Annotated in this window: 10 protein-coding genes; 3 read left to right on the forward strand and 7 right to left on the reverse strand. The window is 70.0% G+C overall.

Features of this window, described 5'->3' with window-relative positions; all coding sequences use genetic code 11:
- The first annotated feature begins 87 nt into the window (after positions 1-87).
- On the forward strand, positions 88-3408 hold the full coding sequence (locus PV419_RS05945) for a right-handed parallel beta-helix repeat-containing protein (protein ID WP_319686599.1): 3321 nt from the start codon (positions 88-90) through the stop codon (positions 3406-3408).
- A 33-nt stretch (positions 3409-3441) separates the two neighbouring features.
- On the opposite strand, the gene PV419_RS05950 is transcribed toward PV419_RS05945, so the two are convergent.
- Both PV419_RS05950 and PV419_RS05955 read right to left on the reverse strand, forming a co-directional pair.
- A complete protein-coding gene (locus PV419_RS05950; RefSeq protein WP_319686600.1) occupies positions 3442-4119 on the reverse strand; it encodes a helix-turn-helix domain-containing protein in 678 nt (225 codons plus the stop codon).
- A gap of 82 nt (positions 4120-4201) precedes the next feature.
- Positions 4202-4912: a DUF4232 domain-containing protein gene (locus PV419_RS05955; protein ID WP_319686601.1), complete on the reverse strand. Its 711-nt coding sequence runs from the start codon at positions 4910-4912 to the stop codon at positions 4202-4204.
- Positions 4913-5070: 158 nt separating this feature from the next.
- Between PV419_RS05955 and PV419_RS05960 the strand changes: the two genes are divergently transcribed.
- Positions 5071-6417 carry a helix-turn-helix domain-containing protein gene (locus PV419_RS05960; RefSeq protein WP_415925233.1) on the forward strand — a complete coding sequence of 449 codons (1347 nt, stop codon included), beginning with the start codon at positions 5071-5073 and terminating at the stop codon, positions 6415-6417.
- Between the two features lie 608 nt (positions 6418-7025).
- Positions 7026-7265 (forward strand): hypothetical protein, encoded by a 240-nt coding sequence (locus tag PV419_RS05965; protein WP_319686603.1) that lies wholly within the window; start codon positions 7026-7028, stop codon positions 7263-7265.
- Between the two features lie 474 nt (positions 7266-7739).
- Here PV419_RS05965 and PV419_RS05970 read toward each other — a convergent pair whose 3' ends face one another.
- From PV419_RS05970 to PV419_RS05990, 5 genes are all read right to left on the reverse strand, one after another.
- Entirely contained in the window at positions 7740-10955 is a 3216-nt protein-coding gene (locus PV419_RS05970; protein ID WP_319686604.1) for an amino acid adenylation domain-containing protein, read from the reverse strand.
- A 234-nt stretch (positions 10956-11189) separates the two neighbouring features.
- Positions 11190-12356, reverse strand: coding sequence for an FAD-binding oxidoreductase (locus PV419_RS05975; protein ID WP_319686605.1), 1167 nt, complete (start codon positions 12354-12356; stop codon positions 11190-11192).
- A gap of 36 nt (positions 12357-12392) precedes the next feature.
- Positions 12393-13106, reverse strand: coding sequence for a GntR family transcriptional regulator (locus tag PV419_RS05980; protein ID WP_319686606.1), 714 nt, complete (start codon positions 13104-13106; stop codon positions 12393-12395).
- A 310-nt stretch (positions 13107-13416) separates the two neighbouring features.
- On the reverse strand, positions 13417-14151 hold the full coding sequence (locus PV419_RS05985; RefSeq protein ID WP_319686744.1) for an FAD:protein FMN transferase: 735 nt from the start codon (positions 14149-14151) through the stop codon (positions 13417-13419).
- A gap of 1 nt (position 14152) precedes the next feature.
- The gene (locus PV419_RS05990) at positions 14153-14575 is read right to left on the reverse strand and encodes an FMN-binding protein (protein WP_319686607.1); all 423 of its coding nucleotides are present in this window, start codon (positions 14573-14575) and stop codon (positions 14153-14155) included.
- Positions 14576-14578 lie beyond the last annotated feature (3 nt).

Genomic DNA, 14578 nt, shown 5'->3' on the forward strand with positions numbered 1-14578 from the left:
GTTCAACTTGATAGTTCGGTTTACCTGGATAGCTCGTTCTGTCTGGCCGGGAAGTCGGCCCAGGCACCACAACAAGGAGGTCCCTGCGTGTCACGGCAGTTGCTCACGGTCGGCCCGGACCAGACGGAGAACTTCCGGACGATCGGCGAGGCCCTGGCGAAGGCGCGTACGGGAGCGGTCATCCGCGTCAAGCCCGGCCGCTACCGCGAGAACCTCACCGTCAGGACCCGGCTCACCATCGTCGCCGACGGCGACCGCGGCAGCGTGGAGATCTGCCCGCCGCGCGGCACCGCCGTGGTGCTCGTCGCGGACGCCGTGATGCTCACCGACCTGACGCTGCGCGGCGGCAGCGAGGACCTGCCGGTGGTGGACGCGCCGCGCGGCCAGGTCGCCATGGACGGCTGCACCGTCGTCGGCTCCGGCTGGACGGCGCTCCTCGCCCGCGAGAACGGCTCACTGGCCATGCGCGGCTGCCGGGTCTCCAACCCCAAGGGCGCGGGCGTCGTGGACACCGCCCCCACCGGCAGCGTCATCGACGACTGCCTGATCGAGCACCTGGGCACCTCCGCCGTCGTCCTCAGCGAGCAGGCCCGCACCACCGTGCGCGGCTGCCGGATGCGCGACGCCAAGGGAAACGGCCTGCTCGCAGGCGGCGAGGCACAGGGTCGGGTCGAGGGCTGCGACATCTCCGGCACCGAGAAACCCGCCATCGCCCTGGAGGGCCGGTGCGCCACGCACGTGGCGCGCACCCACGTGCACGACACCTCCGTCGGCGTCTACATCACCAGCGCCGCCCGGCCGGTGCTGGAAGAGGTCATCGTCAGCGACACCACAGGACCCGGCATCGTGCTCGCCCAGGGCGCCGACCCGGAGCTGCTGCGCTGCGGTACCGCGCGTACCAAGGGCAACGGCCTCGCGGTCACCGAGCGTTCCCGGGGCACGTTCCAGGACTGCGCGTTCGACGCCGCGGCCTCCTCCGCGATTCGCGTCGTCGGCTCCAGCGCCCCGCTGCTCTCCGACACCATGGTGCGCGACTGTGCCGACGCGACTGCGGCCGTCCTGCTGTCCGAGGACGCCTCGGCCGAGTTCGACCGCCTGGAGGTGGTGGACGCGGCCGGCGTCGCGGTCTCCATACGCACCGGGGCCAACCCCCTGCTGCGCAACGCCCGCCTCCTCACGCCCGGCGGCCACGGCGTGGAGGTCATCGAGGACGGCCGCGGGCGCCTGGAGGACTGTACGGTCGAGCGCCCCCAAGGGGCGGGCATCCGCGCGGTCAACGGCGGCGCCCCCGAGATCACTGGCACCGTGCTGCGCTCGACGGTCCAGGCCGCCGTCTGGATCGGCATAGGCGGCCGCTCCACCGTGCGGGACTGCCAGATCCACGCGGGCACCGCCGCGGGGCTCCACGTGGAGAGCGGCGCCGAACTCTCCGCCACCCGCACCCAGGTGACCGAGTCCGGGGCGCACGGCGTGCTCGTCGCCAACGGCGGCCGGGCCACGCTCGACGCCTGCCAGATCAGCGGCTGCGTCGGCGACGGCATCCGCGTCGACAGCTCCGAGCAGGTCACCCTCACCGACTGCGCCGTACGCGACAACCGCGGCGCGGGCCTGAAGCAGACCCGCGCGACCGAGCGCCTCACCGTCCAGGGCCTGAACAGCAGCGGGAACGTCACCCCCGACGCCTGGGGCGAAACCGCCGGGGACCTGGCCCAGGAGGGCAAGGCCGCCGCCCGCCCCGGCGAGAAGAAACCCGAAGGCCCGCTGGCGGAGCTGGAGTCGCTGATCGGCCTCGCCGACGTCAAGCATCAGGTGCGCACTCTGGTCAACCTCAACCAGCTCGCGCAGCGCCGGGCCAGCCTCGGCATGCCCGTCCCGCCGATGAGCCGCCATCTGGTCTTCTCCGGCCCGCCCGGAACCGGCAAGACCACCGTGGCCCGGCTCTACGGCGGCATCCTCGCCGAACTCGGCGTGCTGCGCTCCGGGCATCTGGTGGAGGTCTCCCGCGCCGATCTGGTCGCCCAGGTCATCGGCGGTACGGCCATCAAGACCACCGAGGCGTTCAACGAGGCGCTCGACGGCGTGCTGTTCATCGACGAGGCGTACACGCTGCTGTCCGACGGCAAGGGCTCCGGTGCCGACTTCGGCAAGGAGGCCATCGACACGCTGCTGAAGCTGATGGAGGACCACCGCGACGAGGTCGTCGTCATCGCCGCCGGATACACCGACGAGATGGGCTCGTTCCTCGCCTCCAACCCGGGCATGGCCTCCCGCTTCACCCGCACCATCGACTTCGCCAACTACTCGGTGGAGGAGCTGGTGACCATCACCGAGAGCATGTGCGCGGCGCACCGCTACGAGCTGGCCCCGAGCACCCTGGACGCTCTCGCCCGGCACTACGAGCGGATGCCGCGCGACGCCACGTTCGGCAACGGCCGCGCGGCCCGCCAGGTCTTCGAGGAGATGATCGACCGGCAGGCGTTCCGGCTCGGCTCCATGGCCAACCCCGCCGAGGCCGACCTCTCCCTGCTGCTGCCCGAGGACATCGCGGACGCGTCGGCGGCCGCGGCGGGCGCGGACGGCGGCCGCAGCTCCGAGGAACTGCTCGCCGACCTCGACGCCATGATCGGCCTGCAGGCCGTCAAGCACGAGGTCACCGACCTGGTCAACCTGCTGTCGGCCACCAGGCAGCGGCAGGCCGCCGGCCTGCCCACCCCGAAAATCAGCCACCACCTGGTCTTCTCGGGCCCGCCCGGCACCGGCAAGACCACCGTGGCCCGGCTCTACGCCGACCTGCTGCTCTCCCTGGGCGTGCTGACCACCGGCCAGCTGGTGGAGGTGGCCCGCGCCGACCTGGTCGGCCGCTACGTGGGCCACACCGCGCAGCTCACCAAGGAGGTCTTCGAACGCGCCCTGGGCGGCGTGCTGTTCATCGACGAGGCGTACACCCTCACCCCCGAGGGCGCCGGCTCCGACTTCGGCCGCGAGGCCGTCGACACGCTGCTGAAGCTCATGGAGGACCACCGCGACGAGGTCGTCGTCATCGCCGCGGGCTACACCGAGGAGATGGCCCGCTTCCTCGCCTCCAACCCGGGCCTGGCCTCGCGCTTCTCCCGCACCGTGGACTTCGAGCACTACTCCACGGACGAACTGGTCGAGATCATGAGCCGCCACGCCACGGCCTCCGGCTACGACTGCGCGCCCGAGACGGTCGAGGCGCTGCTCCAGTACGTGGCCGGGCTGCCGCGCGACCGCTCGTTCGGCAACGCCCGTACGGCCCGCCAGATCCTGGAGGCGATGATGACGCGGCAGGCCCGGCGGATCGGCCCGATGGCCGCACCGGGCCTGGACGACCTGCGGCTGCTGCTGCCGGAGGACCTCCCGGCGGACACGCGGCAACCGGCGGGCTGAAGCAACTGGCCGCGCCCCTGGGCGACCGTGTGGTCAGGCGATGGGGTCGCCGACGGCCCCGCCGGTGGCCGCGCGGATCGCGTGGGCGAACCGCCAGGCGGCGGCCTTCACGTCGATCAGTTCCGTGGCGCCGGCGCCGCCGGCGCCGGCAAGGAAGGCGACGCCGATCTGCTCGTCCAGCACCCGCACCACCGCGGCGGTGGCCGCGGCGTGCAGCCGCACCTCCAGATCACCGGCCGGGCGCCCCAGCCGGTCGCCGATGATCACGCGCATCTGCTGTTCGGTCTCGTCACAGGCCATCAGCCAGGCGGTGCGCAGCGCCGGTTCGGTGTCGGCGAGCCGGATCATCTTCATCGCCAGCATCTCGTCGGCCGGATCGACCGGCCGCGTCTCGTACTGGAGCCGGACCAGTTCCCCCGCAAGGTGGTCTTCGAGGGAACTGTCCTTCGGCCAGTTGCGCAGCACGCTCATCAAGGTGACGACGCCCTGCATGACGATCGGCTCCGCGCACGCTTCCTTACTGCGGAAGTGCCGCCAGATGGTGCGTGTGGACAACCCCACCGCATCGGCGATCTGGTCGCCGCTGGTCGCGGCCACGCCCTGCTTCCAGAACAGGCGCGCCGCCTCCCGGGAGATCTCCAGCCGCAGCCGCGTACGCCGCCGCTCGCTCATCCCTCCCGCAGGGCGATTCTCCGTCGCCATGGTATTCATCAGCCCTTCTCCTTCTCTGTCCGTAAGCGGCATGACGTGACCACATGAGCCGATGCGCGGCGGTGCGCGGCCGGCGGTGGTGTTACCAGCTGAGGGCGTCGCCCATCGACTGCTGCCAGTACGTGACGCAGAGGGAATCGTCGACGTAGATGCCCTCGACGGGCAGAGACGGGTGGGCGACCGAGGAGGTGTCCTCTCCGGTGCGGTCCTGGAAGGCGACGGTGAGGGATTTCACGGTGTGGCCTTTCTTGCCGCTGCCGTCGGTGGCCGACAGGTTCACGGCGGCGTAGCCGGGCTCGCCCGGGGCAAGCGTGACAACGGCCTGCGGCTTGGAGTCCCAGTTGACCGGCGGCACCGACTGGGCCTCGCCGAACCGGGCGGCCGGGTAACCGTAGAGGTGGCAAGGGACGTTGCCGGTGTTGATGACCGTGAGCAGCATGTGGTTCACGGGCTTGTTCACGGGAGCCGCGACCGTCTTGGTGTTGGAACCTTCGCAGGCGATGGCCTTGTTGCCACTCGCGCCGGAGTCGCCGGTGCCGGTCCTGCCGTTCCCTCCCACCGCCGAACCCTTTCCCGCTGGCGCGGCCCCGTCCTGCCCCGAACCGACGCCGCCGGACTTCGCCCCCTTGGCGGAGGACGAGCCGGAGGACGATGCGGTCGAGGAACCACCTGCCGGCGAGCCCTCGTCGGACTCGCCCGATCCGGCGTTGCACGCGGTCAGGGAGAGAGCGGCGACCGCGACGGCCGCGGTGGCGGTCAGCAGGCGGGTGCGGGTGTCCCGGACTCTGGACATGTGGGTGGTGCCCTTCTGTGGTGCAGTGGGGGGTGCTTGGATGACCGGAGTGTGTGAGGTGATCCATCCCAGCCGCTACGAAGGACAGACAATTGGATACGCTGGGACGGTAAAACGGGCCTTGACCAGGAGAGATTCAAGGAGCCTGGGATGCGGGAATGGGACGCGGCAGACCACCGGGGACATGGGGAGGAACAGTGCCAGGGTCGATAGGGGCCACGGGAGCGACCCGGCCCACCGAGGACGCGGAAGCGTTCGCGGAGCTGCTGCGGGGGCTCAAGGAACGCTCGGGGCTGAGCTACGGGGCACTTGCCAAGCGGCTGGGCATGAGCACGTCGACGCTGCACCGTTACTGCATCGGCAGTGCGGTGCCGACCGACTACGCGCCGATCGAGCGGCTCGCCCGGGTGTGCCGGGCGACTCGCGAGGAGCAGGTCGAGCTGCACCGGAGGTGGATTCTGGCGGATGCGGCGCGGGCACGCAGGAGGTCTGGTCCGGAGGGAACAGAGCCGGCGGGAACGGGGCCGGGCGGGGCGGGACCGGAGAGAATGGCCTCGGCATCCACCGGCAGCGAACCCCGCGAGCCAGGCAAGAGTGACGAACCAAACGTCAGCGGCGCCGTGCCGCCCGCCCCCGCACGTCGGCGCCGCATCGCGCTCATCGCCTCCGTCGCCACGGTCTCCGCAGTGGGAACCGCGCTCATCGCGAATCTGCCGCTCTTCGGAGAGGACGACAACCTGACCCCCGCCGGGGACACCACCGTGTCCTCCGTCACCCTCCCGGCGGACGCCACAAGCCCGCCCGCCTCAAGATCCTCTGCCCCCTCCCAGCCCGCGAAGAACGGCAAACCCTCGGCGTCGAAGTCCGCCGAGCACACCGGCGGGGTCACCACCGAGCGCGCCGAGGCCGTACCCGTCAAGGTCACCACCCGGCCCTACGTCTACAAAAACCCGTGCAACCAGCACTTTCTCGTCGACAGCGAGCCCGAACAGGTCGGCCCGCCCGCCGTCGAGCAGGACGCGCCCGGCTGGGCGCGCGCGTACGGCGCGGTCCCCTCGGGGGACCAGCGCGTCGCCCTCTCCGTACAGGGCACCGGGAAGGACACGGTCGTCCTGGAGGCGCTGCATGTACGCATCGTCACGAAGGGCGCCCCGCTCGCCTGGAACGACTACTCGATGGGCGTCCTCTGCCCCGGCGGCGGCGCCGCCGTCAAGAACGAGTCGTTCGACATCGACCTCGACAACGGCAACCCCCACGTCACCCTCAAGGACGGCCAGCGCGACTTCCCTTACAAGGTCAGCGAGTCCGATCCGGAGGTCTTCTACGTCACCGCCCGAACCAACGCGCACGATGTCCGCTGGGAACTCGCCCTGGACTGGTCCAGCGGCGACCGCCACGGCACGGTGCACATCGACAACAACGGCACCTCGTTCCGCACCAGCGCCCGCCGCCCCGGATACAACTACCAGCCGGGCAGCAGCGAGTGGGTCAAGCGGGGAGGCTAGGCAGTCCGTCCACCCGCCCGAAGATCAGTGGAACCGCACTCCCGTGCGCCGTTACCGTGCTATCGCCCACAGTCACCCTGTCAAGGGCGCACCGGTGTACACCAAGTGAGACTCCCCAAGCGCTGATCCGTCGCGCGTCGCACATGTGCGCCGTGCTCCTTTCCGCTGCGGTCTTCTCACTGGTACCGGTGTGATTCTGTGTCCAAAAACTGGGCGGTCGTGCTCACCTGCCTGCCAATCGTTCTCCGCCGTTGCCACAGGTGCGCCTCCGAGCACTTCCGGGCGAACGGCAAATTCCGGGTCAATGCGAACGACCCGATCGTACAGCGCCGCGACGTGGGCGGCTCGGGTCGAACCGAGCGGCCGGCCCAGCCGCCGCCGTACTGTCATTTCCCTTCGGCGGGCAGGCAAACAGAGTTGCATGGATTATGTCACCTAATGACAAGTCAGTCCTGCTAATCTCCAACTCCCCCGAGTGTTCGACTGTGATCCGTTCAAATGGTGACGGCTTCGTCGGGCAATTTCGGCCTTTGGGTTTCCACCCGACGGGCGATCTCGCGAGAATTCCGGAATACCTCACCTCAGACACCGAAAAGAGTGGAGAGAAAGTGAACCCCGTTTCCCGTAAGGCCACGCTTGTCGTCGGCACCATAGCAGCGGCCGTGGGCCTGTCCATGTTCGGCGCCGGGACGGCCTCGGCCAGCCCGCTCCTGCCGTACCAGGGGACCGTGTACAGCAGCCTGGGCAAGTGCCTGACCGTGGGGAACACTCTGGCCCAGAAGGGCGCGATCACCACGTTCAACTGTGAGCTGACCAAGGACGGCTACGCCTTCTACTACACGACCTGAGCGGCGGTACCCATCAGACCTGAAGCGGGTCGATGCGAAGGAGGCCGGTTTGGAGCGCGTTGAGGAACTCATTGTGCGGAATATCGCGGCCTCATGAGCACGGCGTGCGAAGGGGCGGTGCACAACCGTATCGGTTCGTGCACCGCCCCTTCGCGCGTTCTGGTCTCTTCTGCCTTCACCCACGCGCTCTACCGTCGGCCCGCAGCCATCGAAGTCCTCCTGTGTGAAAGAGAGCGCGCTCTGGCGTTTCAGCCACGTCTTGACCCTTCCTAGCGATATCCGCGGCCTGAATGGCCGGCATCCAGACCCTCCTGCAGTTGTGGCGCGTCAAGGCGCCGCCCTGCGGGCCGCGGAACACCGGTTCTTCCAGCACCAGGTCGTACGGGTCCTCGCCGATCGGCGCCTGACCGTCCTCGGCGGCCGCCACCGATCGACCATCGTGCGGACCGCGTCGGCCGCCCGCGCAGGGGAAGGTCAGGATCTGTCCCTGGGGCGGAGTGCCGGGCGAGCGCGTCGTACGTTGTCCAGGTGAGGGGTCAGTTCGGCGACTGTGGGGGCCTCGAAGAGGGTCTGCAGGTCAAGGCCGGTCCCAAACTCCGCACGGACGCGGTTGACCAGGCGCATGGCGAGCAGTGAGTGTCCGCCCAACTCGAAGAAACTGTCGTTCCGGCTGACGCCGGGTACCCCCAGGACGTCGGCGAAGAGCTTGCACAGGGCTTCTTCCCGGGCGCTTCGGGGGAGTTGCGACGTCGAGGCGGCCGTATGGGCGGGGGCGGGCAGCGCGGCACGGTCCAGCTTGGCGTTGATGGTCAGAGGCAGTGCCGCGAGCTGTACGAAGGCCGAGGGCACCATGTACTTGGGCAGGCGCTCGGCGAGCCGGTCGACGAGCGCGGCCGTGTCCAGTGCGGCGCCGGTGTCCGAAGTCACGTAGGCGACGAGTCGTTTGTCGCCGGGCCGGTCCTCGCGCAGTGTCACCACGGCATGCCGTACTCCGGGCAGGGCCGTCAGGGTGGCTTCGATCTCCCCCGGCTCGATCCGGAAGCCGCGGAGCTTGACCTGGTCGTCGGTCCGGCCCAGGAAGAGCAGGTTGCCGTCGGCCGTCCAGCGGACCAGGTCACCGGTCCGGTACATCCGCTCCCCCGCTCTGCCGAACGGGCACGCGACGAAGCGGGTGGCCGTGAGTCCCGCGCGGCCGACGTATCCCCGGGTCACGCCCGGGCCCGCGAGATACAGCTCGCCGACCACTCCGGGCGGCACCGGCCGCAGGACACCGTCCAGGACGTATGCCTGGGTGCCGGCGAAGGGGCCGCCGATGGTGACGGAGTGGCCCGGGGCCAGGAACGTGCCGGTGGATCCCACGGTGACCTCGGTCGGCCCGTAGAGATTGAACAACGGGTGGTCGGCGGACCAGAGGTCGGCCAACGTCTGCGGTACCGTCTCGGCCCCGGTGACGATCGTCGTTCCGGCCGGCACGGCGGCCGAGGGCAGCGCGGACAGCAGCGCCGGCGGGATCAGCACGTGCGTCGCGCCGTGAGCGGGCGTACTGCCGTGCCCGGCCTCGGCGAGTGCCTCGGGCCGGCTGAACCGGAGCCTGGCACCGGTGAGCAGGGCCATGACGATCTCCCACACGGACGCGTCGAAGCCGATCGAGGCCAGTTGCAGCACCACGCTCTGAGGGCTGACTCCCAAGGCAGATGTGTGGGTGCTGAGCAGCCGGGTGATCCCGGTGTGCGGGACCGCGACGCCCTTGGGCACCCCCGTGGAACCGGAGGTGTAGATCACGTACGCCGTGCAGGCGATATGCAGCGGACCGAGACGGTCGTCGTCGCTCACCTCGGTGGCGGGGAAGCCCGCCAGGTCGAGGCCGCCCAGCACGGTGGTTTCGACGTCCGCACCGCCGAGGCGCCCGGGGTCGTCCACCAGCGCCATCGTGGCCGTGGTGTCCGCCAGCATGAAGGCCACGCGCGCCGACGGATACGCCGGGTCGATCGGCAGGTACACCCCGCCCGCGGTGAGCACTGCCAGCATGGCGACCAGGAGGTCGGGGCCGCGCTCCGCCGACACGGCGACGGGGACCTCGGGACCTACTCCGCGCTCGATCAGATGGCGTGCCAGCCGGTTGACGCTCGCGCTCAGCTCGGCGTAGGTGAGCTCCTTGTCGCCGTTCTCGACGGCGATGGCGCCCGGTCGCTGCCGCACCTGCTCCTGGAACAGGTCGGGGATGGTCGCCTGCTCGACCTCGGTGCCACGGCCCCACTCGGCGAGGATCCGCGCCCGCTCGTCGGGGAGGAGCACCTGGAAGGCGCTGAGCCGGGCGTCGGGGGCGGCCGTTGCCTGCTCCAGCAGCTGGATCAGCCGCCGGCCCAGGCTGAGCGCGGTCGCGGGGGCGTAGAGGTCCTCCGCGTATCCGACGCCGAGCCTGAGCCCGGAGCCGGGGTGCTCGCTGAACTCGAATTCGAGGTCGAACTTGGCGACGTCCAGGGGCGCCGGGCCGGGCTCGCAGCGAAGGCCGGGCAGCTCGAGGGTGGCGCTGGTGGCGTCGGTCCAGACGAGTGCCGTCTGGAAGAGGGGATTGCGTGACGAGGAGCGAGTCGGCTGGAGTTCTTCCACGAGGCGGTCGAAGGGAAGCTGCTGGTGTTCGAAGGCGGCCAGATCGGTCGCGCGGACCCGGGCGAGCAGATCGGAGAAGGCGGGGTCGCCGCTGGTGTCGGTGCGCAGGACCAGGGTGTTGAGGAAATAGCCGACGAGGTCGTGCAGGGTGTGGTCGGGGCGTGCCGCGACGACGGTGCCCAGCGGGATGTCGGTGCCGGCGCCCAGTTGGGTGAAGAGGGCGGCCAGGGCGGCCTGGGCCACCATGAAGGGGGTGACCCGGTGGGTCCGGGCCAGTTGTCGCAGCCGCTGGTCCAGTGCCTGGTCGATCGGCAGTTCGACCTGGCCGCCTCGGCGGGAGGCGCGGGCCGGGCGGGGCCGGTCGGCCGGCAGCGTCAGCTCCTCGGGCAGGCCGGCCAGGGCCGCCCGCCAGTAGTCGAGCTGGCGGCTCTGCACACCGGCCGGATCAGCGGTGTCCCCAAGCGTGTCCTCGTACCAGAGCGCGTAGTCCGCGTACTGGACCGGCAGTGGCTCCCAGTCGGGAGCCTCACCCCGCGTGCGGGCGGCGTAAGCACGGGCCAGATCGGCGGTCAGCGGGCTCATGGACCAGGCGTCGATGGCGATGTGGTGGACGGTCAGGACGAGGGTGGAGTCCTGTGGGCCGGTGGTGATGAGTTCGGCGTGCAGGGGAAGGTCGGTGGACAGGTCGATGGCATGGGCACAGGCTCGGGCGATGGCGTGCTCGGCCTGATCGGCTGTGCTGTCGGTGAACCGCGGCCGCGGCCGGGCCTGATCGGCGGGGATGACGATCTGAACGGGCACACCGTCGCGTTCGGCGTAGAGCGTGCGCAGGGCCTCGTGCCGTGCCGTGAGGTCGGCCAGCGCCGCTGTCAGCGCCTCCCGGTCCACCGGCCCCTGGATCCGGGTGACCATGGGGACATTGTGCGTCGCGTCGGGGCCGAGCAGGGCGAAGTTCGCCGTGACGAACGCGTCGTCGACCGGCACGGCGGCTCCGTCCCGCCATGCGGAGAGGCCGCCCCACAGCAGCAGAACCAGCAGGTAGGCACCGCCGTCGAGCAACGGGATGCGCCACACCGGCATGGGAGCGGTGAAGCGGCGCGTCAGGGTCAGGGTGAGCGTGGCCAGGTGACGGTCATGTCACGCTCTCCTGTTGGTGAGCCGGTGGGCCACCGGGCGGCGGTCCGCTTGCACGGTCAGTGTCCTCCTCCCTTTGCGGCGCGGAGGCGTCGGGGCTCTTTACGGCAGTGGCGGCCCCGCAAGGTGCGCGGGAGCCGCGGGCGGTGTGAGCCGGGGGCACCACCCGAGGGCTGCCGGCTACTGCTCGCCGAGAGTGGTGGCGTGTTGTACCGCCTCGATGTCCGAGCGCCGTACGCCGATGAATCGTGTGGGCCGGAAAGCCCGGAGGAGGTCCTGCTCCTGATCGGTGGCGATCTCGGTCGCGACCAGGCGTCCCAGAATCGGCGCCAAGGTGATCCCGCTGTGCGAGACGAGGCAGTAGACACGGGACTGCCCGGACGTGTAGCCGGCGATGGTGTGCCCGTCCACGGGCAGTGATCGGAAACCGATGCGCAGGTCGATCTGCGGTTGTTGGCTCGGGGCGGGCAGCAGTGCGGAGAACCGCCGCGCGAGGGTGCGCGCGATGGCCCCGTCCGCCGACGGAGGGTCTGCCGGATCGACGTGCGCGTTCAGATCGAGAGCCTGCAGGACGGCTTGCCCTCCCGCCGAGGGTCGGAGGTTGAGGCCAGGGGTGTGGATCACACAGCGCAGGTCGAGTTCAGGGGACCTGGCGTAGCCGAGCAGACCGACGGTCCGCGATCCGCGACCGATGTCGGTCACCATGGGAACGTCGATCCCGGCCTGGGCAGCCAGCCGTTGTGTCCAACGGCCTGCTGCCAGGACGACTCGATCAGGGGTGAGGACTTCGCCTCCGGCCAGGGTGACGGACACTCGATGAAGCGTGTCCTCGATGGCCACGACGTGTCCGGTCGCGCACGTGGCTCCGTGCCGCTCGGCGTCCGCCAGCAAGTTCCCCACGAAGAGGTCCGGCAGCACGTATCCCTCACTGGGGAAATGTGCGAGGGACGTGATGGTCGCCGGGATCCGGAGGTCGCCTGCGATCCGCGTTGCCGCGTCAGGCGTTACGAAGTGTGCGGGGTAGCCGAGGGACCGCAGTCGTTCCACGTTGCCGGCGAGCCATTGCTCGCTTGAGGAGTCCGCCCACTGCAGCGCCCCGCTGGGAAAATACGACGGCGCGCCACGCAGCTGCTCAGTGAGCCTGGCGTGCTCCTCCATCCCCGCGAGGCCCAGCCGGTGGTAGTCGGGATCAAGCCTTCGGTACGAGTTGATCCAGGCGAAAGTGGTTGCGGTCGTACCGGTGCCCGCTCCCCCCTGATCCAGCAGGAGAACGTCCTCGCCGGCCATGGCAAGCTGCCTCGCGACGCTTACCCCTAACACGCCGGCCCCGATAATGATGACCTTCATTGTTCGTGCACTTCCTTTCCGGCAGCGGCACGCTGCTCACATGGCGGGAACGGGAAGCTCCAGGAAGAACTCGGCGGTTCCCGGACGAACGAGGGTCGTGACCACCTCGACGGTGCTTCCGTCGTCGGCACGCAACTCCCTGCGCCTCATCAGCGCAGGCGTTCCGATCTCGCTGCGCAGCAATGTGGCGTCGTGCTCGTCGAGGGTCACCGGGTCGAGGTAGAGCCGGATCGCGTCGATCGGTACTCCTCTGCGCTGCAAATACGGCAGGGTGACGAGGTCTTCGAGGTTCTCGTTCAGCAGATCGGGAGCAGCTGCGAAGAGAACGACGTGCCGCTCGACAGACTGTGGCTCCTCACGTACGTCCAGCTTGCGGCGAACCAGTTCCACCACGGCCGTATCGGCTGAGACACCAGGGAGCGTCAGGATGGCGTCGGCGGCCCTGACGATCCGCGCGGAAACGACTTCATGCCTGCCCGGTGTGCCCTTCGCGGCTGCCACGGGGGTGACGAAGCTGAGCAGATTGATCTGCCGCATCACATCCGCGACAAACGTTCCGTGGCGCCGCCGACGGATCGCCAGTCCCGCCTCGGCCAGGTCGTTGAGGACCCGTTGAGCCGTGGCCCGACTGACGCCGTACTGGGTGGAGAGGTCCATCTCCGTCGGCAGTCGCGCACCAGGGGGCAGGTCCCCGGCCCGGATCTTCGCTTCGATCTCTCGCCTGATCTGTACGTACAGTGGCACGGCCATGATGAGACCGTACATTCAGTCAATTGACCGGGTGAAACGGGCTGACCAGCCAGTTCCTCCGCGTCCATGCCTTGGGGGCGGCGCCCTGTTCCCGACCCGCCCTGCGCGGTTTCCGGGCCGGGCCGCGGGTGACCCGGAGCCGAGCTGACGGCCGCGCGGACGCGAGGGATCTGTTTCAGCCGGGAGTTCGAGTACCAGCGGGCCGGCCCCTGCCTGATGCGTCATATCGGTCTCCCGCCTGATCTGCGCGGTGAGCAACCCTCGCCCAACTAGACCGTACAATCAGTCAATTGTCCGGTCAATAGTGGCTTCAGCTCCGAGGAGCAGCGGTGACGGGGAGCCCCGGGGTGCGGAAGACCCTGCGGTCGGCGTCCACCGCGAACACCTCGCAGCCTTCCCGATCGGCGGCCCACTCGATCCCTTCCGCGCCCATCGCGAACGCCGCCGTCGCGGTCGCGTCCGCCTCGGTCAGGGACGGTGCCACGACGGTCACGCTGAGCAGCGCGGTCGCCGGACGACCGGTGCGCCCGTCGAGGATGTGGTCGCCCCGTTCGTAGCGCGCGGAGGTCGCCACCGCGCCGTCGGTGATCTCCAGCACCGTGCACAGCCGGTCGGCCCGCTCGGGATGGCGTACGCCCACCCGCCACGGACCGTCGGCCGCGACCACGTCACCGCCGGCGTTGAGGCAGAACCTCGCCGCGCCCGCCGCTGTCAGCAGGTCCGCGGCCCGCTGTACCGCCCAGCCCTTCACCACCGCGCACGGGTCGAGGCCACGGCCGGGCAGCCGCACCTCGAACGCCCCGTCCGTCGCGACCCGGTACTCCTCGCACAGGTCGAGGATCTCGGCCAGGTCCGCGCTGAGCTCGTGGGGTGCGAGCTCGCCCCGGCCCAGGCGCGACACCTCGCTGTTCTGGCGGAAGGGGCTGAACCGCGCGTCGACCTCCCGCAGCCACGCGAACGCCGGGTCGGTGTCCTCGGTGACGGCGTTCTCGTCGTCGATCCGTACCGAGATCGGGAACCCCATGATGTGCTCGAGGCGGCGCACCTCAGGGTCCCTTCGCATCGATGGCGGCCTGCAGCGACTGGATGTAACCGTCGCTGGTGATCGTGGCGCCGGACACCGTGTCGATGTCGGCGCTCTGCGCCTCGAGCGTCTCTTCGATCAGCTTCGGCACCGAGGACTTGGTCTGCGGGTGGTCCGGCGCCTGCAGCATCCGTACGGCCGTGATCTTGTCGCTCTCGAAGACCACCTCCACCTGCACGGCGCCCTTCTCGGTGTTGACGGTGGAGCCCTGAACGACCTGTGGGCCGGCGGCCGAAGCGGACGGCGAGACCGAGGACGAGGAGGACGACGAGGGCGACGGGGCGGGCTCGGCGGCCTCGGCCGTCGTGCCGCTCGACGGCTCGTAGCGCCACAGCGGGATCAGGCCGAGGACGGTCAGGGCCAGGACAGGCAGTGCTCGCTTCACTGT

The sequence above is a fragment of the Streptomyces sp. ME19-01-6 genome (assembly GCF_033793745.1).
GTDB lineage: Bacteria > Actinomycetota > Actinomycetes > Streptomycetales > Streptomycetaceae > Streptomyces.